The sequence below is a fragment of the Kitasatospora sp. NPDC086801 genome (genome assembly GCF_044745805.1).
In the GTDB taxonomy this organism is placed as follows: Bacteria; Actinomycetota; Actinomycetes; order Streptomycetales; family Streptomycetaceae; genus Kitasatospora.
In genome coordinates this window covers 681,525-705,528 of the sequence record NZ_JBIVAX010000001.1, presented here as the reverse complement: position 1 = coordinate 705,528, position 24,004 = coordinate 681,525, and the positions used below count along the sequence as shown (strand labels likewise).

General features: G+C 71.7%; 19 protein-coding genes. 6 read left to right on the top strand and 13 right to left on the bottom strand.

The window, feature by feature from the left end; genetic code table 11:
• Positions 1–30: 30 nt before the first annotated feature.
• From ACIPLC_RS03200 to ACIPLC_RS03170, 7 genes are all read right to left on the bottom strand, one after another.
• Positions 31–1,038, bottom strand: coding sequence for an SRPBCC family protein (locus ACIPLC_RS03200; RefSeq protein ID WP_400470521.1), 1,008 nt, complete (start codon positions 1,036–1,038; stop codon positions 31–33).
• Between the two features lie 92 nt (positions 1,039–1,130).
• Entirely contained in the window at positions 1,131–2,768 is a 1,638-nt protein-coding gene (locus ACIPLC_RS03195) for a polyamine aminopropyltransferase (protein ID WP_400470518.1), read from the bottom strand.
• A gap of 139 nt (positions 2,769–2,907) precedes the next feature.
• A complete protein-coding gene (locus ACIPLC_RS03190; protein WP_400470515.1) occupies positions 2,908–3,438 on the bottom strand; it encodes a DUF2617 family protein in 531 nt (176 codons plus the stop codon).
• Positions 3,439–3,972: 534 nt separating this feature from the next.
• Positions 3,973–5,133, bottom strand: a complete 1,161-nt coding sequence (locus tag ACIPLC_RS03185) for a pyridoxal phosphate-dependent aminotransferase (protein WP_400470512.1) — start codon at positions 5,131–5,133, stop codon at positions 3,973–3,975.
• A gap of 120 nt (positions 5,134–5,253) precedes the next feature.
• Positions 5,254–5,811, bottom strand: coding sequence for a YbjN domain-containing protein (locus tag ACIPLC_RS03180; RefSeq protein WP_400470510.1), 558 nt, complete (start codon positions 5,809–5,811; stop codon positions 5,254–5,256).
• Positions 5,812–6,112: 301 nt separating this feature from the next.
• Complete coding sequence (gene clpB / locus ACIPLC_RS03175; RefSeq protein WP_400470507.1) at positions 6,113–8,719, bottom strand: ATP-dependent chaperone ClpB; 2,607 nt, start codon at positions 8,717–8,719, stop codon at positions 6,113–6,115.
• A 72-nt stretch (positions 8,720–8,791) separates the two neighbouring features.
• Entirely contained in the window at positions 8,792–9,742 is a 951-nt protein-coding gene (locus tag ACIPLC_RS03170; RefSeq protein WP_400470504.1) for a LysR family transcriptional regulator, read from the bottom strand.
• 70 nt (positions 9,743–9,812) lie between these two features.
• Here ACIPLC_RS03170 and ACIPLC_RS03165 point away from each other — a divergent pair, with 70 nt between their 5' ends.
• The 4 genes from ACIPLC_RS03165 (at position 9,813) to ACIPLC_RS03150 (ending at position 14,517) form a co-directional block, all read left to right on the top strand.
• Complete coding sequence (locus ACIPLC_RS03165) at positions 9,813–10,931, top strand: TDT family transporter (RefSeq protein ID WP_400470501.1); 1,119 nt, start codon at positions 9,813–9,815, stop codon at positions 10,929–10,931.
• A gap of 695 nt (positions 10,932–11,626) precedes the next feature.
• Positions 11,627–12,616, top strand: coding sequence for a LuxR C-terminal-related transcriptional regulator (locus ACIPLC_RS03160; RefSeq protein WP_400470498.1), 990 nt, complete (start codon positions 11,627–11,629; stop codon positions 12,614–12,616).
• The gene (locus ACIPLC_RS03155) at positions 12,606–13,538 is read left to right on the top strand and encodes a helix-turn-helix domain-containing protein (RefSeq protein WP_400470495.1); all 933 of its coding nucleotides are present in this window, start codon (positions 12,606–12,608) and stop codon (positions 13,536–13,538) included. Before ACIPLC_RS03160 ends, ACIPLC_RS03155 begins: the two co-directional genes overlap by 11 nt.
• The gene (locus ACIPLC_RS03150) at positions 13,531–14,517 is read left to right on the top strand and encodes a LuxR C-terminal-related transcriptional regulator (protein ID WP_363619449.1); all 987 of its coding nucleotides are present in this window, start codon (positions 13,531–13,533) and stop codon (positions 14,515–14,517) included. Before ACIPLC_RS03155 ends, ACIPLC_RS03150 begins: the two co-directional genes overlap by 8 nt.
• 7 nt (positions 14,518–14,524) lie before the next feature.
• Here ACIPLC_RS03150 and ACIPLC_RS03145 read toward each other — a convergent pair whose 3' ends face one another.
• Positions 14,525–15,040 carry a hypothetical protein gene (locus ACIPLC_RS03145; RefSeq protein WP_363619450.1) on the bottom strand — a complete coding sequence of 172 codons (516 nt, stop codon included), beginning with the start codon at positions 15,038–15,040 and terminating at the stop codon, positions 14,525–14,527.
• Positions 15,041–15,517: 477 nt separating this feature from the next.
• Between ACIPLC_RS03145 and ACIPLC_RS03140 the strand changes: the two genes are divergently transcribed.
• Positions 15,518–15,691: a hypothetical protein gene (locus ACIPLC_RS03140; RefSeq protein WP_400470492.1), complete on the top strand. Its 174-nt coding sequence runs from the start codon at positions 15,518–15,520 to the stop codon at positions 15,689–15,691.
• 82 nt (positions 15,692–15,773) lie between these two features.
• On the opposite strand, the gene ACIPLC_RS03135 is transcribed toward ACIPLC_RS03140, so the two are convergent.
• From ACIPLC_RS03135 to dnaK, 5 genes are all read right to left on the bottom strand, one after another.
• Complete coding sequence (locus ACIPLC_RS03135) at positions 15,774–16,781, bottom strand: hypothetical protein (protein ID WP_363619452.1); 1,008 nt, start codon at positions 16,779–16,781, stop codon at positions 15,774–15,776.
• A 201-nt stretch (positions 16,782–16,982) separates the two neighbouring features.
• Positions 16,983–17,486: a heat shock protein transcriptional repressor HspR gene (locus ACIPLC_RS03130; protein ID WP_400470490.1), complete on the bottom strand. Its 504-nt coding sequence runs from the start codon at positions 17,484–17,486 to the stop codon at positions 16,983–16,985.
• A 7-nt stretch (positions 17,487–17,493) separates the two neighbouring features.
• Positions 17,494–18,651, bottom strand: coding sequence for a molecular chaperone DnaJ (dnaJ, locus tag ACIPLC_RS03125; protein WP_400470487.1), 1,158 nt, complete (start codon positions 18,649–18,651; stop codon positions 17,494–17,496).
• 300 nt (positions 18,652–18,951) lie between these two features.
• On the bottom strand, positions 18,952–19,587 hold the full coding sequence (gene grpE / locus ACIPLC_RS03120; RefSeq protein ID WP_400470484.1) for a nucleotide exchange factor GrpE: 636 nt from the start codon (positions 19,585–19,587) through the stop codon (positions 18,952–18,954).
• Positions 19,584–21,422: a molecular chaperone DnaK gene (gene dnaK / locus ACIPLC_RS03115; protein WP_400470481.1), complete on the bottom strand. Its 1,839-nt coding sequence runs from the start codon at positions 21,420–21,422 to the stop codon at positions 19,584–19,586. The genes grpE and dnaK overlap by 4 nt, the downstream gene beginning before the upstream one ends.
• A gap of 296 nt (positions 21,423–21,718) precedes the next feature.
• On the opposite strand from dnaK, the gene ACIPLC_RS03110 reads away from it, so the two are divergent.
• The gene (locus ACIPLC_RS03110; protein ID WP_400470478.1) at positions 21,719–23,941 is read left to right on the top strand and encodes a (Fe-S)-binding protein; all 2,223 of its coding nucleotides are present in this window, start codon (positions 21,719–21,721) and stop codon (positions 23,939–23,941) included.
• Positions 23,942–24,004: the final 63 nt, after the last annotated feature.

Genomic DNA, 24,004 nt, shown 5'->3' with positions numbered 1-24,004 from the left:
GAGCGTCCAGTCTAGGCCCTCTCCCACGGGTCAGCGGCGACGCAAGGCCCTGACCAGCACCACGGCGCCACCCAGCAGCGCGACTCCGCCGCCGATCACCCACGGCACCGCGCTGCGGCCGCCCGCACCCGGCACCACGATCCCGCCGGCCTCGCCGCCCCAACGGGACGCCGCCCGGGCCCGGGCACTACGGGCCGGCAGCGCCGGGGCGTACCGCCCGCGCGGCGGCGCGTGGTCCACCTCCTCGGCCGACCGGCCGACGATGCTGCGGCGCACCGGGCCGCCGCCCGCCGGCTCCTCCTCGTACTCGAAGAGCGGCTCGGCGGGGAGCTCCTCGGCGACGCCCTCCTCGTGCCCGTCCTCGTCGCCGCCGCCGGTCGGCAGGCCGAAGCGCTCGGCGTCGGCGTCGGAGAAGGCGATCAGGTCGGACAGGTCGTCGTCGAGGTCGTCGCCGGGCTGGTCCTGGTGCTCCTCGATGAAGACCACGCTGGCGTCGGTCTCGGTCTCGGTCTCGGTCTCGGCATCGCGGCCGGTCTCCGTGTCGTTCTCCGTGTCGTTCTCGCCGTCGCTCTCGCTCTCGCTCTCCGGTTCGGCGTCCGGGGAGGCGAGCGCGGCGGCGAAACGGTCCAGCAGGCGGCGGCCGGTGGCGTCGAGGGTCTCCTCGTCGAACTCGGTGAGCCGGCCGGTGGCGCTCAGGTCGCCGGTGAAGCGGACCACCGCGGTACCGTCCTCGGCGCCGTCCGCGACGCTGACCCGGACGGTGGCGGTCGCCTCGCCGCTGCCGCGGGCCTCCTGGCCCTCGGCGAACACGGTCAGCACGCCCTCCCGCCCCTCGATCAGGGACAGCACGCCCTTGTACGTGATGGTGGAGCCGCCGATCCGCAGTTTCAGCCGGCCGCCGATCTCCTCCGCCGGCCCACCGCCGACCGCGGCCGGTTCGGTGCTCAGCCCCGGCACGGCACGGGCCAGCAGCGCCGGATCCTGCAAGGCCTGCCGCACCAGCTCGGCGGGCATCGGGACGACAACCTCATGCTCCATGTCTGGGAGCCTACCGACCCAACCCCGCCCGGTCCCTACCCACCGCCACCCGACTTCCCCGGGCCACCACCCCCCGGCCCCGCGCCCCCGGCTCAGCGGGGGCCGAGCAGGGTGAGGGCGGCCGGGGGGTGGGCGGGTCGGAGGGCGCCGAGGCGGGTCGCGGAGGCGCGGAGGGCGTCGGGGGTGAGGGCGCGGGGCGGTGGGGCGTCGGGGGCGAGGGCGAGCGGGGGCCGGGCGGCGGCCGCGAGGAGGAAGGTCTGGGCGGCGTCCGGCGGGTCGGGGCGGCAACTCGCGGTGGCACTGCCCTGGACGGCGTACGGGACGGTCTGCAGTCCCGCCGTCCGCAGGCCGGACTCGATCTGCCAGAGCCCGTCCGGGTCGCCGCCGGCCCGGACGGCGATGCGGCCGCCGGGGGAGAGTAGCCGGGTGGCGAGGCCGTAGAACTCCTGGGAGTGGAAGGTGACCGGTCCGCCGTCGGCGGGTGCGGGCAGGTCGGCGAGCACCACGTCGTACGGTCTGCCGGCCGTGGCGGCGCCGCGCAGCCAGGCCATCGGGTCGGCGGCGGTGGCCTGGACGCGGGGGTCGTCGAGGGAGTGCTCGGTGAGGGCGGCGAGCCCGGGGTCGGTGCGGGCGAGCCGGGGGAGCGCGGGGTCGGCGTCGACGAGCCGGACGGACCGGACGCCGCGGTGCCGGAGCACCTCGCGCAGGGCGAGGCCGTCGCCGCCGCCGAGGAGCAGGACGCGGGCGTCCGGGCCGGCGGCCATCGCCGGGTGGACCAGGGCTTCGTTGCCGCGGTACTCGTCCGGTCCGCAGACGGTGAGGCGGCCGTTCAGGTAGAGCCGGAGCGGGCCTTCGGCGGGGCCGGTGAGCACGATCTCCTGGGAGCGGCTGCGGGCGGCGAAGCGGACCTGGGCGCCGTAGAGGGCGTGCCGGGCGGCGCGTTCGATGGCGTCGGAGCCGGCGGCGGCTGCGGCGAGCAGGGCGAGGACGAGCGCGCAGCCGCCCCAGAGCAGGAGTCGTATCCGGGGGGCGGGTTCCTCGCGGAAGAGCCAGAGCACGACGGCGGCTCCGGCGACGGCGTTGACGGCGCCGGTGACGAGGGCGCCGTCGCCGGGCCCGAGGCCGGGCAGGATGAGGAAGGGGAAGGCGAGGCCGCCGATCAGCGCGCCCACGTAGTCGGCGGCGAAGAGGTCGGCGGCGGCGCGTCCGGCGTCCTCGCGCCGGATCCGTTGGATGAGGGTCATCAGGAGCGGGATCTCGGCGCCGATGAGGATGCCGATGAGGCAGGTGAGGCCGACCACGGCGGCCTGGTAGCGGCCGATCCAGGCCCAGCAGGAGTAGAGCGCGAGGACGGAGAGGCCGCCGGTGAGCGCGAGGGCGCATTCGACCAGGGCGAAGGCGGTGGCGGGCCGCCGGGTGAGGCGTTTGGCGAGGAGCGAGCCGAGGCCCATCGCGAACACCATGACGGAGAGCACGACGGAGGTTTGGGTGACCGAGTCCCCGAGCAGGTAGTCGCCGAGCGCCACGAGTTCGAGTTCGTAGACGAGTCCGCAGGCCGCGCAGACGAACGCGGCCAGCAGGACGGTGAGGCGGGCCAGCCGGGGGTGGGAGCGCAGCCGGGACCGACGGCGGGCGGGCAGGGGGGCGGGGCTCCGCCCGGACCGGGGTGGGGCGCCGTCGTCGAGGTCCACTCGCGAGCGGGCGGGTGGACCTGCCGGATGGTTGATCACGAACAAACGCTAGGGGACGTTCGGGACGGATAGCTGCGCCCATTCGACGGACAGTGCGGGGCGCCGGATTGACGAATCGTTCCTGCGTACGATTCGTAGGCTATGGCGGGATCGGCGACCCTGGTCGAGTGGCTGGCGGTCATGCCCCGGACACCACCAGCGCGGAGCGGGTGCAGACCAGTTGGCCCTCCTGCGGGTAGGCGTGCCAGGTCCGCCAGAGCAGCCGGTCGGCGCCGCCCTGGGTGACCAGCGCGGTGAAGGCGCTCGGGTCGCCCGGGAACACCCCGGCCAGGCCGCGCGGGTGGCCCTCGACCAGGGCCAGCAGTTCCTGGGCGCGGGCCGCGAACTCGTGCGGGGGCAGCGCCTCGATCCGGGCCGCGAACTCGTACTCCCAGCCGCCGACCTGCTTGGCCACCCGGGCCGGCAGCGGGGTGCGGCGGCCGGGCAGGCAGGCGACGGTCTCCAGGCACTCGCCGGGGCCGGCGGCGATCACCACCTGGTGCGAAGCGCCCAGCAGCCGCAGCTGGAGGGTGCCGGACGTGCCGGGGCGGCCGCCTCCGTCGAGTCTCAGGTCGCGGACCGCGAGAGCGGGAAGCGGTTCGCCGCCCAGGCACCAGGCCAGGTCACCGGCGCGGGTGTCCGTGTAGGAGGTCTGCAGTGTGGTGAGCATGCTCGGCTCCGCGTTTCAGCTCCGTGCGCGCCCGCCGAGCAGCACCGAGTAGGCCTAGGCGATGGCGAGGCTGTTCGTGGCTGTGCGGCCCTGGGCGCGGCCGACCGTGGAAGGAAGGATTCCGGCTGGAGATTCAGCAGCAGGGAAGCACGAATACGCCGGGTCCGTCGGTGATTTACCCAACTTTGTCAAGCATTCACCGTTTCGAGCACCCCTGCTCCCCGGCTCTGATCGCCCCGGTGTGCGACTTTGCACAGCGCGCGCCCCTTTCGCCGGTTCGTGCGCCGTGCGAGCTGGTAGTGCGCCGTGCACGCGCCTCGTGCGCCGCCGCCCTGCACGCGCCGGGCGGGCAGGGCGGTCGGAGCGTTCCGGAGAGGTCGGCGGAGTTGCCCCACAGGCATCATTCAATCGTCAACCAGGCGTCAACCGGGCATGGCTGTCAGGCGAGTTGAGGAAAGTTCAGCCCGTTCTCCGGGCCATCATTGCTCCCCTCGCGCCCGGGAGGCGAAGGCGTCGCGGGCCCTCGTCGACGGGTCAGAGGCGCTGGAGTCGTGACACCGCTTCCTCCAGCACGGAGTCCTGCTTGCAGAAGGTGAAGCGGACCAGGCTGCGGCCCGCCTCGGTGTTGTCGTAGAAGACGGCGTTCGGAATGGCGACGACGCCGCAGCGTTCCGGCAGGGCGCGGCAGAACTCGATGCCGTCCTTCTCACCGAGCGGGGTGATGTCGGTGGTGATGAAGTACGTGCCCTCGGGGGTGAACACCCGGAAGCCGGCCGCGGAGAGCCCGTCGACCAGCAGGTCGCGCTTGCGGAGCAGGTCGGCGCGGAAGCCGTCGAAGTAGGCGTCGGGCAGCCGCAGCGCCTCGGCGACGGCGTACTGGAAGGGGCCGGCGCTGACGTAGGTGAGGTACTGCTTGGCGGTGCGGACGGCCGTGACCAGGGCCGGGCTCGCGGTGACCCAGCCGACCTTCCAGCCGGTGAAGGAGAAGGTCTTGCCGGCGGAGGAGATGGCGACGGTGCGTTCGCGCATGCCGGGCAGGGCGGCGATCGGGTGGTGGGTGGCGCCGAAGACGAGGTGTTCGTAGACCTCGTCGGTGACGACCAGGAGGTCGTGTTCGACGGCGAGGGCGGCGATGGCGGCCAGTTCGTCGGCGGTGAGGACGGTGCCGGTCGGGTTGTGCGGGGTGTTGATCAGCAGCAGGCGGGTGCGCGGGGTGATCAGGGCGCGCAGTTCGTCCAGGTCGGGGCGGAAACCCGGGGCGCGCAGGGTGAGCGGGACGCGGGTGGCGCCGGCCATGGCGATGCAGGCGGCGTAGGAGTCGTAGAAGGGTTCCAGGGCGATCACCTCGTCGCCGGGCTCCAGCAGGGCGAGCAGGGTGGCGGCGATGGCCTCGGTGGCGCCGGCGGTGACCAGCACCTCGGTGTCCGGGTCATACGACAGGCCGTGGAAGCGCTGCTGGTGCTCGGCGATGGCCTGCCGCAGCTCCGGGATGCCGGGGCCGGGTGGGTACTGGTTGCCGTGGCCCTCGCGCAGGGCCCGTACGGCGGCCTCGCGGACCTCCTCGGGCCCGTCGGTGTCGGGGAAGCCCTGGCCGAGGTTGATCGAGCCGGTGGCCGTGGCCAGGGCGGACATCTCGGCGAAGATGGTCGTCCCCATGCCGGCCAGTCGGCGGTTCAGCAGCGGCCTCTTGCCCATCGGTGGCTCCTCACGCGTCGTCGTCGGCCCCCATCCTGGGTCAGCCGGGGGCCGGGGACAAGGACGGCCCGACCACCTGGGGCCGAGTGGTCGGGCCGTGCGCTCGCGTGCGGGGCGGGGTCACGCCTCGTTGGTGCCCTCGGGGGTCTCGCCGTCCTCGCCCTCGATCTCGTTCTGCAGGCCGAGGCGCTCGACGATCCACTGCTCGAAGCCGACGGACGCCTGGGTCCAGTTGGCGGTGGTGGTGACGAAGTAGTCCAGGTTGACGCCGGTGCCGACGATCATCTGGGCCTCGCCGATCAGGCGGACCACGCCGTCCTCGTGGGTGTGGGTGTAGACCTTGGGCCAGAGGGTCTCACGGTTCCACTCGTCGATGAGGTCGAGGATCTCGCCCTTCTTCTCCAGCGGGTACGCGCGGTCGTAGAAGGCGCGCACCGCGAAGAGCTCCTTCTGCTCGCCGCGGAACATGTAGTAGACGCGGAAGCCTTCCCAGGGAGCGGTGAGGTCGCCCTCCTCGTCCACGACGTGCTTGAGCTGCATCTGGTCCAGCAGCTGGGCCACCAGGCCCTGGTCCGGGACGATGATCGGCGGCGGGCCGGCCGGCCGCCCCTGGCCGCCGGGCTGGCCGCCGCCCTGGGGCGCGCCGAACGACGGGATGGACGACGGGTCGATGCTCATGGGGTCCTCTTCCTCAGTGCACGTGGTGGCCGGCAATGAGAGGCCGCCCTTTCCACTTCCCATCCTGCCTCATCCGGGGCCCGCCTCACAGGGGCACCCGGGCACGCGTCGATCTTCGTCCGGGGTGCTCCGACGTCCGGCGCAAGGGGCGATGGTGACGGAGCGTGTTCGGCCGGGAGGCCGCCCCGGGCGGGGTGCCGCAGGCTGGATCGGCGACCATTTCGACCGTCAACTGTGTCGTGTGGACGGGGTGTTGACCGGGCCGCCCGCGCTGTCGTGCGGGCGGCCCGGGTTGGTGGTGCTACTTCTCCAGCGGTCCGCGGCTGCGGACGGTGAGGCGGTCGCCATCCTCGTCCCGCTCGACCAGGACGGTGTCCCCGTCGTGCACCCGGCCGGACAGGATCGCCCGGGCCAACTGGTCGCCGATCGCGGACTGGACCAGCCGGCGCAGCGGGCGGGCGCCGTACGCCGGGTCGTAGCCGGTGAGGGCCAGCCAGTCGCGGGCGGCCTCGGAGACGTCCAGGGTGAGCCGCCGCTCGCGCAGCCGGTCACCGAGGCGGGCCACCTGGAGGTCGACGATCCGGCTCAGCTCGGCGGTGCCCAGCGGGTCGAAGACCACGATGTCGTCCAGCCGGTTGAGGAACTCGGGCTTGAACGCGGCCCGGACGGAGTCCAGCACCAGGGCCTTCTTCCGGTCCTCCGGGATGGCCGGGTCGACCAGGAACTGGCTGCCCAGGTTGGAGGTGAGGATCAGGATCGCGTTGCGGAAGTCCACCGTGCGGCCCTGGCCGTCGGTGAGCCGGCCGTCGTCCAGCACCTGGAGCAGGACGTCGAAGACCTCCGGGTGGGCCTTCTCCACCTCGTCCAGTAGCACCACGCTGTACGGGCGGCGGCGGACCGCCTCGGTGAGCTGGCCGCCCTCCTCGTAGCCGACGTACCCGGGCGGGGCGCCGACCAGGCGGGAGACGGAGTGCTTCTCGCCGTACTCGCTCATGTCGATCCGGACCATGGCCCGCTCGTCGTCGAACAGGAAGTCCGCCAGGGCCTTGGCGAGTTCGGTCTTGCCGACGCCGGTCGGGCCGAGGAAGAGGAACGAGCCGGTCGGGCGGTCCGGGTCGGCGATGCCGGAACGGGTGCGGCGCACCGCGTCCGAGACCGCCCGCACGGCCTCCGCCTGGCCGATCAGACGCTGGCCCAACTCCTCTTCCATGCGCAGGAGTTTGGCGCTCTCGCCCTCCAGCAGGCGGCCGGCCGGGATGCCCGTCCAGGAGGCGACCACGTCGGCCACGTCGTCCGGGCCGACCTCCTCCTTCACCATCGAGGCGGAGGCGTCCTGGTCCGCGGCCCGCTCCTGGGCCTCGGTGAGCTCTGCCTCGGCGGCCGGGATCTCGGCGTACATCAGCTTCGAGGCCCGCTCGAAGTCCCCGTCGCGCTGGGCCCGTTCGAGCGCTCCTTGCAGGTCGTCCAGCCGCTCCTTGAGCTCGCCGACCCGGTTGAGGCTCTTCTTCTCCTGCTCCCAGCGCGCCGTCAGCGCGCTCAACTGCTCGTTCTTGTCGGCGAGATCGCGCCGCAGCCGGGCCAGCCGGTCGATCGAGGCGGCGTCCGACTCCTTCTCCAGGGCCAGCTCCTCCATCCTCAACCGGTCGACGGAGCGCTGGAGTTCGTCGATCTCGACCGGGGAGGAGTCGATCTCCATCCGCAGCCGGGAGGCCGCCTCGTCGACCAGGTCGATCGCCTTGTCGGGCAGGAAGCGGGAGGTGATGTAGCGGTTGGACAGGGTGGCCGCGGCGACCAGTGCGGCGTCCGCGATCTGCACCTTGTGGTGCGCCTCGTACCGGCCCTTGAGGCCGCGCAGGATGGCGATCGAGTCCTCCACGCTGGGCTCGCCGACCAGCACCTGCTGGAAGCGGCGCTCCAGGGCCGGGTCCTTCTCGATCCGCTCGCGGTACTCGTCCAGCGTGGTGGCGCCGACCATCCGCAGCTCGCCGCGGGCCAGCATCGGCTTGAGCATGTTGCCGGCGTCCATCGCGGAGTCGCCGCCGGCGCCCGCGCCGACCATGGTGTGCAGTTCGTCGATGAAGGTGACGACCTGGCCGTCGCTCTGCTTGATGTCGTTCAGGACGGCCTTCAGCCGCTCCTCGAACTCGCCGCGGTACTTGGCGCCCGCGACCATCGCGCTGAGGTCCAGCGCGACCAGCCGCTTGCCGCGCAGCGACTCCGGCACGTCGCCGGCGATGATGCGCTGGGCCAGACCCTCGACCACGGCGGTCTTGCCGACGCCCGGCTCGCCGATCAGCACCGGGTTGTTCTTGGTCCGGCGGGAGAGCACCTGGACGACCCGGCGGATCTCCTGGTCCCGGCCGATCACCGGGTCGAGCTTGCCGTCCCGGGCGGCCTGGGTCAGGTCGGCGCCGTACTTCTCCAGCGCCTTGTAGGTGCCCTCGGGATCCGGCGAGGTGACCCGGCCGCTGCCGCGCACGTCCTTGAACGCGGCGAGCAGATCCTTCGCCGTCGCGCCCTGCTGCGCCAGCAGTTCGGCGACCGGCCCGCCCTCGGCGGCCAGGCCGACCATCAGGTGCTCGGTGGAGACGTACTGGTCGTCCAGGTCGTCGGCGCGCTTGCCGGCCTCGGTGAGCACCGCGAGGGTGTCCCGGGCGAGCTGCGGCGCGGCGACCGTCGAGCCCATCGCGCTGGGCAGGGCGGTCAGCTGGCGGCGGGCCTCGGCGTCGATCCGGGTGACGTTCGCCCCGACCGCCTCCAGCAGCGGCCGGGCGATGCCCTCGGGCTGCTCCAGCAGGGCGATCAGGATGTGCACCGGCTTGACGTCCGGGTTTCCGGCCGCGCCCGCCTGCCGGATCGCGGCGGACAGGGCGTCCTGCGTCTTGGTGGTGAACTTGCTGGCGTCCACTGCTGGGGGGTCCTCCCTCGTCGTCCTTCAATGCTGCTACTTACAGCATGCACTAAGTTGAGTCTATTCCGCTCAAGTTTTCCACGCCTGTTTCGTCCGGGGCGGCCGCTGCGCGCGGGGCGTCCGGCGGGTCAGTCCCAGCAGCTCCCGGGCCGGTCCGCTCGGCCGCTGCCCGGCCGGCCACACCGCGCGCAGCGGCCGCCGCAGGTCCAGCCCCTCGGCCAGCGGGACCGCCACCAGCCGCCGGGTGGCCAGCTCCTCCACCACCGTCAGCTCGCTCAGGCAGACCGGCCCGGCCCCCGTCATCGCCGCCGCCTTCAGCGCGGTGGACGAGGCCAGCTCCAGCCGGGGCCGCACCGTGCCCCCGTACGGTGCCAGCGCCATCTCCAGCACCTCCCGGGTGCCCGAGCCCGACTCGCGCAGCACCAGCGGGGTGGCCGCCAGCTCCGGCCCGGTCAGTGGCGTCCGGCGGCGCGCCCACGGGTGGCCGGGCGCCACCACGACCACCAGCCGGTCCGCCGCCACCACCGCGCCGGCCAGCCCGGGCGGGGTGGACGGGCCCTCGACGAAGCCGAGGTCGGCATCCCCGGCCAGCACGTGCCCGGCGACCTCCGCCGAGTTCGCCGTCCGCAGCGTCACCGCCGTGCCCGGACTGGCCTCGGCCAGCGCCAGCAGCCAGCCCGGCATCAGGTACTCGGCGACGGTCAGGCTGGCCACCACCCGCAGCTTGGCGTCCCGCCGCTCGCGCAGCGCGTCGATCCCGGCGTCCAGCGCCTGCGCGGCCTCCACCACCTGCCGGGCCCACTCGACCACCAGCCGGCCCGCCTCGGTCGGCTTGCTGCCCCGGGGGGAGCGCTCCAGCAGCGGGACGCCGATCTGCCGCTCCATGCCCTTGATCCGGGCGCTGGCGGTCGGCTGGCTCACGCCCAGCTCGGCCGCGGCCCGCCCGACGCTGCCCAGCCGGGCCACCGCGAGCAGCAGTTCCAGGGCGCCGAGCTCGGGGACGCGGGGGGAGAGGGCCATAGGTCCAGGCTATGTCCTCATAGAGCCCGCGGCGCTACCGGAGGCCCCTCCGGGGCGGCACGGTGGAACCATGTCCACCTTGGCCGATGTCCGCCCGCTCACCCGCTCCCCGCTGCACGCCCGCCTCGCCCGCCTCGACCTCGCCCAGCTCGGCCCCAACTGGTACGCCGCCGTCATGGGCACCGCGATCCTGGGCAACGGCGCGGCCGTCCTGCCGGTGCGGCTGCCCGGGCTGATCGGCTTCGGCGAGGTGATGTGGGCGCTCGGACTCGCCGCCCTGCTGGTGCTGGGCGCGGCCCGGCTGGTCCACCTCACCCGGTACCGCGAGGCCGCCCGCGCCCAACTGCTGGACAACCCGGCCACCGCCGTCTTCTACGGCTGCCCGCCGATGGCCCTGCTCTCGGTCGGCCTCGGCACCCTGCTGCTCGGCTCCCGGGTGATCGGCACCGGCCCCGCGGTCGCCGTCGACGCCGTGCTGTGGGGCGTCGGCACCCTGTACGCGCTGGCCGTCGCCGGCGGCATCCCGTACCTGATGATCACCCGGCACCCGGTCTCCGCCCTGGAGGCCAACCCGACCTGGCTGCTGCCGGTGGTCGCCCCGCTGGTCGCCTCCGCCACCGGCCCGGCCCTCATCCCGCACCTGCCGGCCGGGCTGTCGCAGCAGGCCATGCTGTACGCCTGCTGGGCCCTCTTCGGGATCGGCCTGCTGGCCACCCTGGTGCTGCTGCCGGTGGTCTTCACCGGGCTGTTCCACAGCAAGCTGCCCGCCCTGGTGCTCACCCCCTCGCTGTTCCTGGTGCTCGGCCCGCTCGGCCAGTCCGTCACCGCCGTCCACCAACTCGCCGACGCCGCCCGCCCGGTGCTGCCCGCACTGGCCCCCGCCATGCTCCCCTTCGCCGAGCTGTACGGCGTCGCGGTGCTCGGCGTCGCGATGCTCTGGCTGGCCGTCGCGCTCACCGCCAACCTGCGCGCCCGCCGGGCCGGCATGCCGTTCGCGATGACCTGGTGGGCGTACACCTTCCCGATCGGCACCTGCGTCACCGGCGCCTCCGCGCTCGCCCGGCACACCGGGTTCGGCGGCTTCACCGCGATCGCCGCCGGGCTCTACCTGCTGCTGGCCACCGCCTGGGTGCTCGCCGCCGGCGGGACCGCCGCCGGGCTCGCCCGCGGGCGGCTGCTGGCGCGCTGAGCACACCGCCACGGGCCCACGAGCCCACGGGCACACCGCCTGCGGGCACACGGGCTCACCGCCCGCGGGCTCACCGCCCGTGGGTTCACCGCCCGTGGGTTCACCGGCACTCCGCCCGCCGGCCCGGACGGGCGCTGCCGTTGCAGGAACCCGCACCTGCATCCTGACCGTGCACGGCCAACCGATCGTACGGGCGGGCGCCACCCGCGCACCCCGCTGGCCTCGGCCTTTACCGGAACCCGGCCCACCGCTCGACCCGTCCCGCCCCACCCGCCGTGCGGATAGCTGCAATTGCGCGAACATGCACTCGGGCGACACTTGTTCACCGGCCGTCACGCTGTGAAGGTGGAGTCACGCCAGGCCGTCCGGGCACCGCAGCCCGGTGGTGGCGACTTGCTCTTCGGAACTGACCACGGGTGCAACGTCCCGCACGCGTGAAACGGGGGGGAAGAGCGCCGGCCGGGGCGCCATGTGTGGTGATGGCCCCCGGAACCGGAGCCGTCGAGGCGTTGCTGCTCCGCCTCGACGGAAGCGCCTGGGCATGGCGTGGCGACGGCGGCCCCGGGCACCCCGGAGTGCGACGGCACCCGGGCCCCGGAGGCCGTCGTCAGCCCGGTACCGTGACCGCCGAGCCCCGCGCCGGCCGGCGCGGAGGCGGCAACGAGGGAGAAGCGTCCGGCAGGGGAGTGTGCGACGTGACGGCGGAACCGGCGGTCATGCCGCAGCACGGACAGCCCCCGGGCGAGGAGCCCGACGAGGCCGCCCGGCAGCTGTACCTGGTGATCCTCGCCCAGGGCGGCCGCATCCCGTTCACCGACACCCAGGACGCCGACCAGGCGGCGCTCCAGCAGCTCATCGACCTCGGCCTGCTCATCGCCAACCCGATGGACCACTGCTACACCGCCATCAGCCCACGCTCCGTCAGCGACCGCCTGGGCGCCGAACTCCGCAGCGAGGCGACCAGGCTGCTGGTCCGCGCGGAGAACCTCCCCGGCGCCCTCGACGGCCTCACCCGCGCCTACGACGCGATGCCCCGGCCCTCCGGCCGGGCCGGCGGTGTCGTCTACGTCGAGGGCCACGTCCACATCCGCCAGCGGATCTCCCAGCTCGTCTCCGACTGCCGCTCCGAAGTCCTCGCCGCCCAACCCGGCCACCGCCCCGCCGACACCCTGCAGGTCGCCCTCCTCCAGGACGTCCAACTCCTCCAGCGCGGCTGCGCCCTGCGCACCATCTACCAGCCCGTCGCCCTCGCCGACCCGCCCGCCCTCGCCTACGCCGAGGAGGTCACCCGGCACGGCTCCCTCATCCGCGTCCTCGACGAACCGTTCCAACGGCTGCTCGTCTTCGACCGCACCGTCGCCGTGATCTCCGCCGACGACGACAACAGCACCGCCGCCTTCCTCACCGACCCGGCCGCCATCACCTTCCTGGTCGGCGCCTTCGAACGCGACTGGGCCCGCGCCGACACCGCCGAAACCGCCGCCGCCCTCGGCCCCACCCGCACCACCCCCGACCGGGTCGGCCGGCTCCTCGCCCGCGGCCTCACCCAGCGCGCCGTCGCCACCCGCCTCGGCCTCAGCGAACGCACCGTCGCCGCCCACATCTCCCGCCTGCGCGACCGCCACGGCGCCCAGACCCTCTTCCAACTCGGCTGGCTGATGAGAGGCGCCCGCGATGACCGATGAACCCGGCCCCGCCGAGCGCGCCCTCTACTTGACCGCCGTCCGCAACGGCGGCCGCCTCCACCCCGACGACCTCGCCCGCGCCGACCGGCCCGCCCTCGCCGCCCTCGTCGCCCGCGGCCTCCTCACCCCCACCCCCGCCGGCTACACCGTCGCCAACCCGCGCTCCCTCGGCGACCGCCTGGGCTCCGAACTCCGCACCCGCGCCACCCGGTTGCTCCTCCAGGCCGGACGCCTCCCCACCGCCCTCGGCCCCCTCGCCCACGCCTACGACGCCCTGCGCCGCCCCACCGCCCCCACGACGGACACCACCCACGTCGAGGGCAACGCCGACATCCGCCAGCGCATCTCCGACCTCACCTCGGGCTGCAAGGAGGAAGTCCTGGCCGCCCAACCGGGCCCGCGCCCCATCGAGGGCCTCCAGATGGCCCTGCCCCAGGGCCTCTCCCTGCTCCAGCGCGGCTGCTCCCTGCGCACCATCTACCAGCCGGCCACCCTCGCCGACCGGACCGTGCTCCGGCAGGTCGACCTCAGGACCAGGTACGGCGCCCACGTGCGCGTCCTCGCCGAACCGTACGAGCGGGTGATGGTCTTCGACCGCACGGTGGCCGTCATCCCCGCCGCCGAGGACAGGAGCCGCGCCGCCTTCATCACCGACCCGACCACCGTCGCCTTCCTGGTCGCCCACTTCGAACGCGACTGGGCCCGCGCCACCCCCGCCGACCGCCACTTCGACCCCCCGCACCCCACCGGCGCCCGGATCGTCCGGCTCCTCGCCCGCGGCCTCACCCAGCGCACCGTCGCCACCCGCCTCGGCCTCAGCGAGCGCACGGTCGCCGGCCACATCGCCCGGCTGCGCGAACTGTACGACGCCGAGACGCTGTTCCAGCTCGGCTGGCAGATGAGAGGAGAGCACGATGCCTGAACCCGTACTCGACCTCCCCGACGACGCCGCCCGCGACCTCTACCGGGCGATCCTGGGTGAGGGCGGCCGGATCCGGGTGGGCGAGATCCGTCCCGAGGACGAGGCGGTGGTGAAGCAGCTCACCGACCTCGGCCTGCTCGTCCTGCGGGTCGCGGACGGCGTCTACTCGGCGATGAACCCGCGAGCCGTCGGTGAGCGGATCGGTACCGAACTCCGCGAGGAGGGCGCCCGGCTGATCACCCGGGCGGCACTCCTGCCGAGGATGCTGGACGACCTGACCCAGGCCTACGACGCGGTGCCGCATTGCCACCCCGAGCGTTCGCCCGGGGTGGAGTACGTCGCCGGAATGCTGCAGATCCGCCACCGGATCGCCCAGGTGCAGAACGACCATCCGAGCGAGGCCCTCGCCATGCAGCCCGGGGGTGCTCGTCCTTCGGTGCTCATGGACGACGGGCTGGAGCAGAGCCGACGCCACCTCGCACGAGGCGGCACGCTGCGGACGATCTACGAGGTGTCAGCCCGGCTCGATCCGGCGACGGTCGCCTTCGCCGCCAGGTCGACCGAGCTCGGCGCCGCGATCCGGGTCCTGCCCGTCTCGTTCACCCGGCTGATGATCTTCGGCCGGGCCGTCGCCGTGATCCCCGCCGCCTCGGACCACGGCAGCGCGGCCTTCGTCGAGGATCCGGCCGTGGTCGACTTCCTGGTGCGGGACTTCGAGCTGCACTGGCGGCAGGCCGAGGGTGTGAACTGGGCCGCGCTCGCCGTCGGCGGGGCGGAGCCCGTGATCCACGAGCAGGTCGGCCGCCTGCTCGCGCAGGGGCTCACGCAGCGGGCGATCGCCAACCGTCTGGGGCTGAGCGAGCGGACGGTCGCCGGTCACATCGCCCGGCTGCGTGAACTGTACGACGCGGAGACGCTGTTCCAACTGGGCTGGCAGATGCGGGCAGCCCGGACGGGGGACGGGGAGTCCGGTGGGTGAGCGTCGCTCAGCCGGTGGCGGCGCTGGTCGGCCAGTAGCCGGCCCGGCCGGCGACGGGGGGCTGCTGCCGGGGGACGTTGAACTGCTCGCCGGGGGCGGTCCAGAAGCCCTCGCGCAGGGACAGCGCCATGCCGGCCCAGTCGAGCGCGGTCTCCACGGTGTGGTTGAGGGCCTCCTGCGACCAGGTGTCGTCGAAGACCAGCGGCAGGACGGGGGCGACCTGCTCGATGGTGGCGATCAGCGGGTTGTGCGTGATGGCCTCGTCGACGAGGAGGACGATGGGCTTCCGCAGCGCCGACGCCCACCCCAGCTCCAGGCTCACCCCGGCCGACAGCGGCGCCCCGACGTAGGCGAACACGAGGTCCGCGGACTGCAGGGCCCGGAAGTCGGACGGCACCCGGGGCTCCGGCGCCTGCCCGGCGACGGTCCAGGCATCACTGTGGTGCGCGCTGTACACGGCGGCACCGCTACGGAGCAGGGTGGTGCGAAGCGTCGTCAGCCGAGTCCGGCTGGCGAGGGTCACCACACTGTCCGCCGGCCCGGTCAACCGCATCAGCGGCGCGGCCAGAAACACACGTGCACGCCGGCCCTCGGGGGCCTGTCCAGCGTGCTCTCGCAGGTAGGGCTCACTCATTGTCGACTCCGGGGGAGTGGCTGACCGGGTTCACCGGGCCCGGTGGGTTAAGCAGGCAGGCGATGTCGAGAGCCGCTTGGCGGGCACTCGTCATGAGTAGGTAAAAGACTGGATTGAAGGTACATCGGCAAGTGTGGTGAGCTTGCCGGGACCATCGGGAGCGAACTGATCGTCCATCGTTGGCGGGGACCGAGTCCACTCCCGCACGGTGGCATCTGCATGCCTGGCATGGAGATGACGCACTCCCCCCGAAGGGGGGCTGTGGCATCCACGTCGATACTGCGGCATTATGTGGGCGGTTGAAGGACACGTCCTCAATTTGCTTCGACACTGCGACTCTTTGGAAGGTGTGATCGCGTGCCTCGCATGATCCGACACGTTCGCATCGCGGCGGCCACGGTCGCTGTGGTTATCGCCGTACTGGCCGGCGGCGCTCAGTTCCAGGCCGCCAAGGGCGGTTCGGTGGATCGAGGGGCCTCGGTGACCCAGCAGGCGAAGACCGGCGGCATGTCGCTGGAGAACGACAGCAACTGGACCTGAGACGGGGACAGTTCGGTTGTCGGGGCGGACCTGGCCGGGATCCCGCGTTGCGACGCGGGGTCGGGCCGTCCGGTTCGACGACCTAGGCAGGGGCGTCCGGATCCCGGTGCTGAGCGGCGCGAGCGAGCACGTATCCCAGCTGAAAGAGCGAATCCACCTGGTAGTCCTCTCTCATGTCCGCTATGTGCCGTGCGAGCGTGCGCTCGCTGATCCCGAGGCTGCGGGCTATCACACGGTGACTGGTGCCTTTGAGCAAGAGGTCGATGATCGTCTGCCGCAGGCTTGATATCACCTGCTGCGGGACGACACGGGCTCCGTCGAATTCCAGCGCGTGGCTCCAGTGCCGCTCGAAGATCTCGGAGACGAGGAAGTCGATGATGGCGCGGTCGTGGATGAACGCCGCGACGTTCAGATCGTCCGCCACCGGGATGATCGCGGTCCGTCGGTCAACGATGATGAGTCTGGCGTACGGCTCGTCAAGGGTCCTGACGTGTCCGCCCGCTTCGGTGATCGCCAGGACGTAGTCGCGGGTGGCCGGGTGGTACCGGGTGCTCGGGTGATAGATCGTCCGGGCCGACGCACCTCGTTGGAGCAGCGCGAGGTCACGGTCACGGCTTCCGGCGAGGGCCTCCGGCGGGCGGGGTCCCCCGGGCTGTGCGGCGAGGAACTCCTCGGTGCAGCTGTTCGCCAGTTGGCTGAGCCGCTGGTTGATGAGGGCCTTTCCCCGGACGTATTCGATGCTTCCCCCGGATTGCATCGGGGTGTTGAAGGCCTCCGCCAACTCCTTCAAGTCGGTCGGCAGTTCCTCCGCCCGGGACAAGAGGTCGAGCGCCTTGCGTTGCCACGACGCGATGAGGCCGGCGGAAAGCTGCTGGGGGTCGACCGCGATGAGCACATCGGCTTCGTCCGTGTCGGGCACCAGCAGGCCGATATCGAGGAGTTCTTGCAGATGCTTGGTCTCGGCCTTTACCCGCTCTTGGCGCGTAAGTCGGCCATGATCGCCGACCACCTGGAGATAGAGTTTTCGGGCATCGGCCGAGAGAACACCGAGCCCGCCTGACGTGAGCCCTGGCTCGGCCGTCTCTGGCATTTGCGGCTCCTTGGTGTTGTACAGATCCGGACGAGGGCTGGACATGTCGGTCCCGGCTGGGATCATAGGCGCCTTTCACGCGGTTCGGAGTCGACGTGCAGCCTCGATGTGCGTCTGCTGACAGCACCCTCTCACCAAGACCGAGCCGCCGACACCCCCCGGGTGGAGGGGAGCCGGCGGCCGGAGGTGTTCAGCCAAGTTTCAGCGCTTGGGGCGCCAGACGACGAGGGCGCTGGACTGGGCGGGGGGCTGGTAGGGGACGAGGTCGCGGCGGTAGGAGGCGTGGACGGCGGCCTCGCGCTGCTGGAGGGCGCTGGCGGCGCCTTCGAGGGAGTCGGCCAGTTCGCCGATGCGGGACTGGAGGGCGGCGACCTGGTTCTCCAGCTCGATGATCCGCTTGATCCCGGCCAGGTTGATGCCCTCGTCCTGGGAGAGCCGCTGGACCTCGCGCAACTGCTGGATGTCGCGGGCGGAGTAGCGACGGCCGCGGCCGGCGGTGCGGTCGGGGCTGACCAGGCCGAGGCGGTCGTACTGGCGGAGGGTCTGCGGGTGCAGGCCGGAGAGTTCGGCGGCGACGGAGATGACGTACACCGGGGTGTCCTCGGTGAGTACGTACTGCGGCGGGGCGGTGGGCCGCCGGGTGCGGCGGCCGTCGCCGGGCAGGCCTTCGCCGATGCCGGGGCCGATGGGGCTGTCGGGGATCATCTGGTCGTCACGCTCCCTTCGCCGCCCGGAAGAGAGCGGCTCGTGGGTCGTCGGAGGCGGTGGCCTCGCGGTACTGCTCCAGGGCGTTCAGCGCGTCCCCGGTGATGTGCCGCGGCACCACGACCTCGACGGTGACGAGGAGGTCGCCGCGGGTGCCGTCCTTGCGGGTGGCGCCCTTGCCGCGGGCGCGCATGGTGAGGCCGTTGGCGCTGCCCGGGGGCAGCTTGAGCTTCACGGCGGGGCCGTTGAGCGTGGGCACCTCGATGGTGCCGCCGAGGGCGGCTTCGGGGAAGGTGACGGGGACGGTGACGGTGAGGTTGTCCCCCTTGCGCCCGAAGACGGGGTGCGGGTCGACGTGCACGGTGACGTAGAGGTCGCCGGGCTGTCCGCCGCGTTCGCCTCGGGCGCCCTTGCCCTTGAGCCGGATGCGCTGGGCGTCCTGGACCCCGGCCGGGATGCGGACCTGCATGGTGTGGGCCGAGCTGGCCCGGCCGCTGCCGTGGCAGTCGACGCACGGGTCATCGACGATCATGCCGCGCCCGCGGCAGTCCTTGCACGGCTCGGAGAGCGCGAACGCGCCCTGGCCGCGGCTGACGGTGCCGGCGCCGACGCAGGTCGGGCAGACCCGCGGGGTGGTGCCGGACTTGGCGCCGGTGCCGTTGCAGGTGCGGCAGGGGGCCTGGCTGGTCATCCGCAGGGGGACGGTCGCACCGTCGACGGCCTCGTCGAAGGCGAGGGTCACCTCGGTCTCGACGTCGGCGCCGCGCCGGGGCTGGGCCTGTCGGCCGCCGCCGCGGTTGAAGAGCCCGCCGAAGACGTCGCCGATCCCGCCGCTGCCGGTGTTCTGGCTGCCGCTGAAGAGGTCGCCGAAGTCGAAGCTGTAGCTGCCGTTGCCCTGGCTGGGGCCGCCGGCCCGGAAGCCGCCGTTGGCGAAGAGGCTGCGGGCCTCGTCGTACTCCTTGCGGCGCTTCTCGTCGGACAGGACGTCGTAGGCCTCGGAGATGTCCTTGAAGCGTTCTTCGGCCTTGGTGTCGCCCTTGTTGGCGTCCGGGTGGAACTCACGCGCGAGCTTGCGGTAGGTCTTCTTGATCTCGGCGGCGGTGGCGTCCTTGGGCACGCCGAGGACCTTGTAGTAGTCCTTCTCCACGTAGTCCTTGCCACTCATGCGTCCACCTCGCTCCGCTCGGCAGCCGCTTCGCGCAACACGCACCTTTCAACGATTCGCTCGCTGCGCTTGCTCATGCGTCCACCTCGCTCCGCTCGGCAGCCGCTTCGCGCAACACGCACCTTCCAACGATTCGCTCGCTGCGCTTGCTCATAGCTGCCGCCACCTCCCGATGTCCATCCTCGCTGCGCTGTCAACAGCCGCACCGCCGGGTGCTGTTGACAACGCGCTGCGGAGTCGGCCGCCGTACTGGCCGGCGTACGACTCCGCAGCGCACTGGTTGTCAGCTGTCACAGGTTGTCAGCTGTCCGAGCCACCGTCGGACTTGTCCGTGTCCCCGGGCTTCGCCTCGCCGTCGGGCGCGGCCGTGGTCTGGGTACCCGGCTGGGGCTCCGCGACGGCGACCATGGCGGGGCGGATGATCCGCTCGCCGATGCGGTAGCCGGGCTGGAGGATCTGCACGCAGGTGTCCTCGGTGACGTCCGAGGAGTAGCTGTGCATCAGCGCCTCGTGCATGGTCGGGTCGAAGGGCTCGCCCTCCTTGCCGAACTGCTGGAGGCCCAGCTTGGCGACGACCGTCTCCAGGGACTCGGCGACGGACTTGAAGCCGCCGGTGACCTCGCCGTGCTCGCGGGCGCGGCCGATGTCGTCCAGCACCGGGACCAGGGACTCCAGGATGTTGGAGACCGCGATCTCGCGGACCGTCAGCCGGTCGCGCTCGACCCGCTTGCGGTAGTTCTGGTACTCGGCCTGCAGGCGTTGCAGGTCACCGGTGCGCTCGGCCAACTCCCGCTTGGCAACGGCGAGTTCGTCGGAGCCCGAGCCGGTGCCGGAGTCGGCGGCACCGGCCGCGGCGGCCTCCTCGGCGGCCTTGATCACAGCCTCGTCGGCGGCGGAGTCGTCGCCGGGCTTGCCGCCCTGCGGCTTGTCCGTCATGCCGCACCGCCCTTGGGCTTCTCGTCGTCCACGATCTCGGCGTCGACGACGTCGTCGTCCTTGGCCTGGGTGGACTCGCCGGCCGGGGCGGCACCGGCGGCGTCGGCGTTGGCGTACAGCGCCTGGCCGAGCTTCTGCGCGGTGGTGGAGACCTTCTCCGAGGCTTCGCGGATCTTCGCGATGTCCTCGCCCTTCAGGGCCTCCTTGAGCTCGCCGATGGCGGTCTCGACCTCGGCCTTGACGTCGGCGGGGAGCTTGTCGGTGTTGTCCGCGATGAACTTCTCGGTCGAGTAGACGAGCTGCTCGGCGGAGTTGCGGGTCTCGACGGACTCGCGGCGCTTGTGGTCCTCCTCCGCGTACTGCTCGGCCTCGCGCATCATGCGCTCGATGTCGTCCTTCGGCAGCGCGGAGCCGCCGGTGACGGTCATCTTCTGCTCCTTGCCGGTGCCGAGGTCCTTCGCGCCGACGTGCATGATGCCGTTGGCGTCGATGTCGAAGGTGACCTCGATCTGCGGCAGGCCGCGGGGGGCCGGCGGCAGGCCGGTCAGCTCGAACATGCCGAGCTTCTTGTTGTACGCCGCGATCTCGCGCTCGCCCTGGTACACCTGGATCTGCACGGACGGCTGGTTGTCCTCGGCCGTGGTGAAGATCTCGGAGCGCTTGGTCGGGATCGTGGTGTTGCGCTCGATCAGCTTGGTCATGATGCCGCCCTTGGTCTCGATGCCGAGGGACAGCGGGGTGACGTCGAGCAGCAGGACGTCCTTGACCTCGCCCTTGAGGACACCGGCCTGGAGCGCGGCGCCGATGGCGACGACCTCGTCCGGGTTGACGCCCTTGTTGGCGTCCTTGCCGCCGGTCAGCTCGCGGACGAGCTCGGCGACGGCGGGCATGCGGGTCGAGCCGCCGACCAGGACGACGTGGTCGATCTCGGAGAGCGAGATGCCGGCGTCCTTGATCACGTTGTGGAACGGGACCTTGCAGCGCTCCAGCAGGTCGGAGGTGAGCTGCTGGAACTGAGCGCGGGTGAGCTTCTCGTCCAGGTGCAGCGGGCCCTCGGCGGAGGCCGTGATGTAGGGCAGGTTGATCGAGGTCTCGGAGGACGAGGACAGCTCGATCTTGGCCTTCTCGGCGGCCTCGCGCAGACGCTGCAGGGCCATCTTGTCCTTGGACAGGTCGACGCCGTGGCCGGCCTGGAAGACCTTGACCAGGTGGTCGACGACCTTCTGGTCCCAGTCGTCACCACCGAGGTGGTTGTCACCGTTGGTGGCCTTCACCTCGACGACCCCGTCGCCGATCTCCAGCAGGGAGACGTCGAAGGTGCCGCCGCCGAGGTCGAAGACCAGGATGGTCTGGTCGTCCTTGTCGAGGCCGTAGGCCAGGGCGGCCGCGGTCGGCTCGTTGACGATGCGCAGGACGTTGAGGCCCGCGATCTCACCGGCCTCCTTGGTGGCCTGGCGCTCGGAGTCGGAGAAGTACGCCGGGACGGTGATGACGGCGTCGGTGACGGTCTCACCCAGGTAGGCCTCGGCGTCCCGCTTCAGCTTCTGCAGCACGAAGGCGCTGATCTGCTGCGGGTTGAAGTCCTTGCCGTCCAGGTTGATCTTCCACCCGGTGCCCATGTGGCGCTTGACCGAGCGGATGGTGCGGTCGACGTTGGTGACCGCCTGGCGCTTGGCCACCTCGCCGACCAGGACCTCGCCGTTCTTCGCGAAAGCGACGACGGACGGCGTGGTCCGCGCGCCCTCGGCGTTCGTGATGACGGTGGGCTCGCCACCCTCCAGAACGCTGACGACCGAGTTCGTCGTACCGAGGTCGATGCCGACCGCGCGTGCCATCGTAGATACCTCCACGGAAGAGTTGAGCTTTACGGGCTCAAGGATGCATGACCGGATGGGTGCCGTCAACAGGGATGAGTCGCCGTCGCTCAACTTTGCTGAGCGGTAGGCTTCCCGCGCCCACGGCGTGTGTGGCGCCACGTGACTGCCGCCATAGCTTGGGAACCTTCTGGAGAACTGGTGGCGGGCGGTAATGTCCGGGCCGTCGACCCGGCAAGTTACCGACGAGTACACTCCTTTCCACACAAGACCTTTCAAAGACTGCTCAACAGCAAGCCGCAGGAGACGGAGAGCCGATGCAGCTAGCAGCGATCGTCATCTCGCTGGTCACGTTCGTGATCGGCACCGCGCTCGCCGCCCGTGCGGCGCTGTACATCTACGAAGTGGTACGGACCGGCCAGCCGGACTCCACCCGCTTCGGTCAGCCCGCCCAGCGGGTGAAGACCGTCGCGGTCGAGTTCGTCGGCCACACCCGGATGAACCGCTGGGGGATCGTGGGCATCGCCCACTGGTTCGTCGCGGTCGGGTTCTTCAGTCTGGTGCTGACCATCGTCAACGCCTTCGGCCAGCTCTTCGACGCCGAGTTCGCGCTGCCGATCATCGGCCACTGGATGCTCTGGCAGCTCTTCGTCGAGCTCGTCGGCACCCTCACCACGCTGGGCATCGCGACGCTGATCGTGATCCGGCTGATGAGCCTGCCGTCCCGGTCCGGCCGCAAGTCCCGCTTCGCCGGCTCGATCGCCTGGCAGGCCTTCTACGTCGAGTACACGATCCTCGGCATCGGCCTCTGCATCCTGATGCTGCGCGCCCTGGAGGGCGCCCTCAACGGCGTCGACTCGTACGGGCCCGAGCACCTGGTCTCGTACCCGCTGGTCTCCGCCTTCAGCGGCCTGTCGCACGGCACGCTGGAGAACCTGATCTACCTCTTCGCGATGCTGAAGATCTGCATCTCGTTCGCGTGGGCGATCACCATCGGCATCAACCCCTCGATGGGCGTGGCCTGGCACCGCTTCCTCGCCTTCTTCAACATCTACTTCAAGCGCGAGGAGGACGGCGGCACCGCGCTCGGCGCCCTGCGCCCGATGACCAGCGGCGGTCAGCCGATCGACTTCGAGGACCCGGCCGAGGACGCCGTCTTCGGCGTCTCCCAGGTTGAGCACTTCTCCTGGAAGGGCATCCTCGACTTCTCCACCTGCACCGAGTGCGGCCGCTGCCAGTCGCAGTGCCCGGCCTGGAACACCGGCAAGCCGCTCTCGCCGAAGCTGCTGATCATGAGCCTGCGCGAGCACGCCTTCGGCAAGGCGCCCTACCTGCTGGCCGGTGGGGGCAAGGACGTGGAGGGCGAGGAGAAGGCCACCGCCGAGCAGCTCAAGGACGTCCCGGCGGCCGCCCTGGCCGAGGCCGAGCGCCCGCTGATCGGCACCGCCGAGGAGAACGGCGTCATCGACCCGGACGTCCTGTGGTCCTGCACCACCTGCGGCGCCTGCGTCGAGCAGTGCCCGGTGGACATCGAGCACATCGACCACATCGTCGACATGCGCCGCTACCAGGTGATGATCGAGTCCTCGTTCCCGACCGAGGCCGGGGCGATGCTCAAGAACCTGGAGAACAAGGGCAACCCGTGGGGCATGGCCACCAAGGCCCGCCTGGACTGGGTCAAGGAGCTCAAGAAGGAGACCGGCATCGAGGTGCCGGTGATCGGCGAGGACATCGACCCCGCCGAGGTCGAGTACCTCTACTGGGTCGGTTGCGCCGGCGCCCTGGAGGACCGCGCCAAGAAGACCACCAAGGCCTTCGCCGAGCTGCTGCACACCGCGGGCGTGAAGTTCGCCATCCTCGGCAAGGAGGAGTCCTGCACCGGTGACTCCGCCCGCCGGCTGGGCAACGAGTTCCTCTTCCAGATGCTCGGCGCGCAGAACGTCGAGACGCTGAACGCGGCCCTGGAGGACGCTCCGGTCAAGCGGATCGTCGCCACCTGCCCGCACTGCTTCAACACCATCGCCAACGAGTACCCGCAGCTGGGCGGCCACTTCGAGGTCATCCACCACACCCAGCTGCTGCAGCACCTGATCGACGAGGGCAAGCTCGTCCCGGTCAACCCGGTCGAGGGCCTGATCACCTACCACGACCCCTGCTACCTGGGCCGCCACAACAAGGTCTACAGCCCGCCGCGCGAGATCATGGACAAGGTCCCCGGTCTGCGCCAGCAGGAGATGCACCGGCACAAGGAGCGCGGCTTCTGCTGCGGCGCCGGCGGTGCCCGGATGTGGATGGAGGAGCGCATCGGCAAGCGGATCAACACCGAGCGCGTGGACGAGGCGCTGTCCCTCAACCCGGACATCGTCTCCACCGCCTGCCCGTTCTGCCTGGTGATGCTCTCCGACTCGGTCAACGGCAAGAAGAACGAGGGCGCCGCCAAGGAACACCTGAAGGTGGTCGACGTCGCCCAGCTGCTGCTCGACTCGGTGAAGGCGACCCCGCCGGCCGCCGCCGAGGAGCCTGCGACGGTGGACGCGTAGCGTCCTCTGTTCGACAGTTCTGCTACAACACCCGGCCCGGTGGTCGCCGTGAGAGCGCCCGCC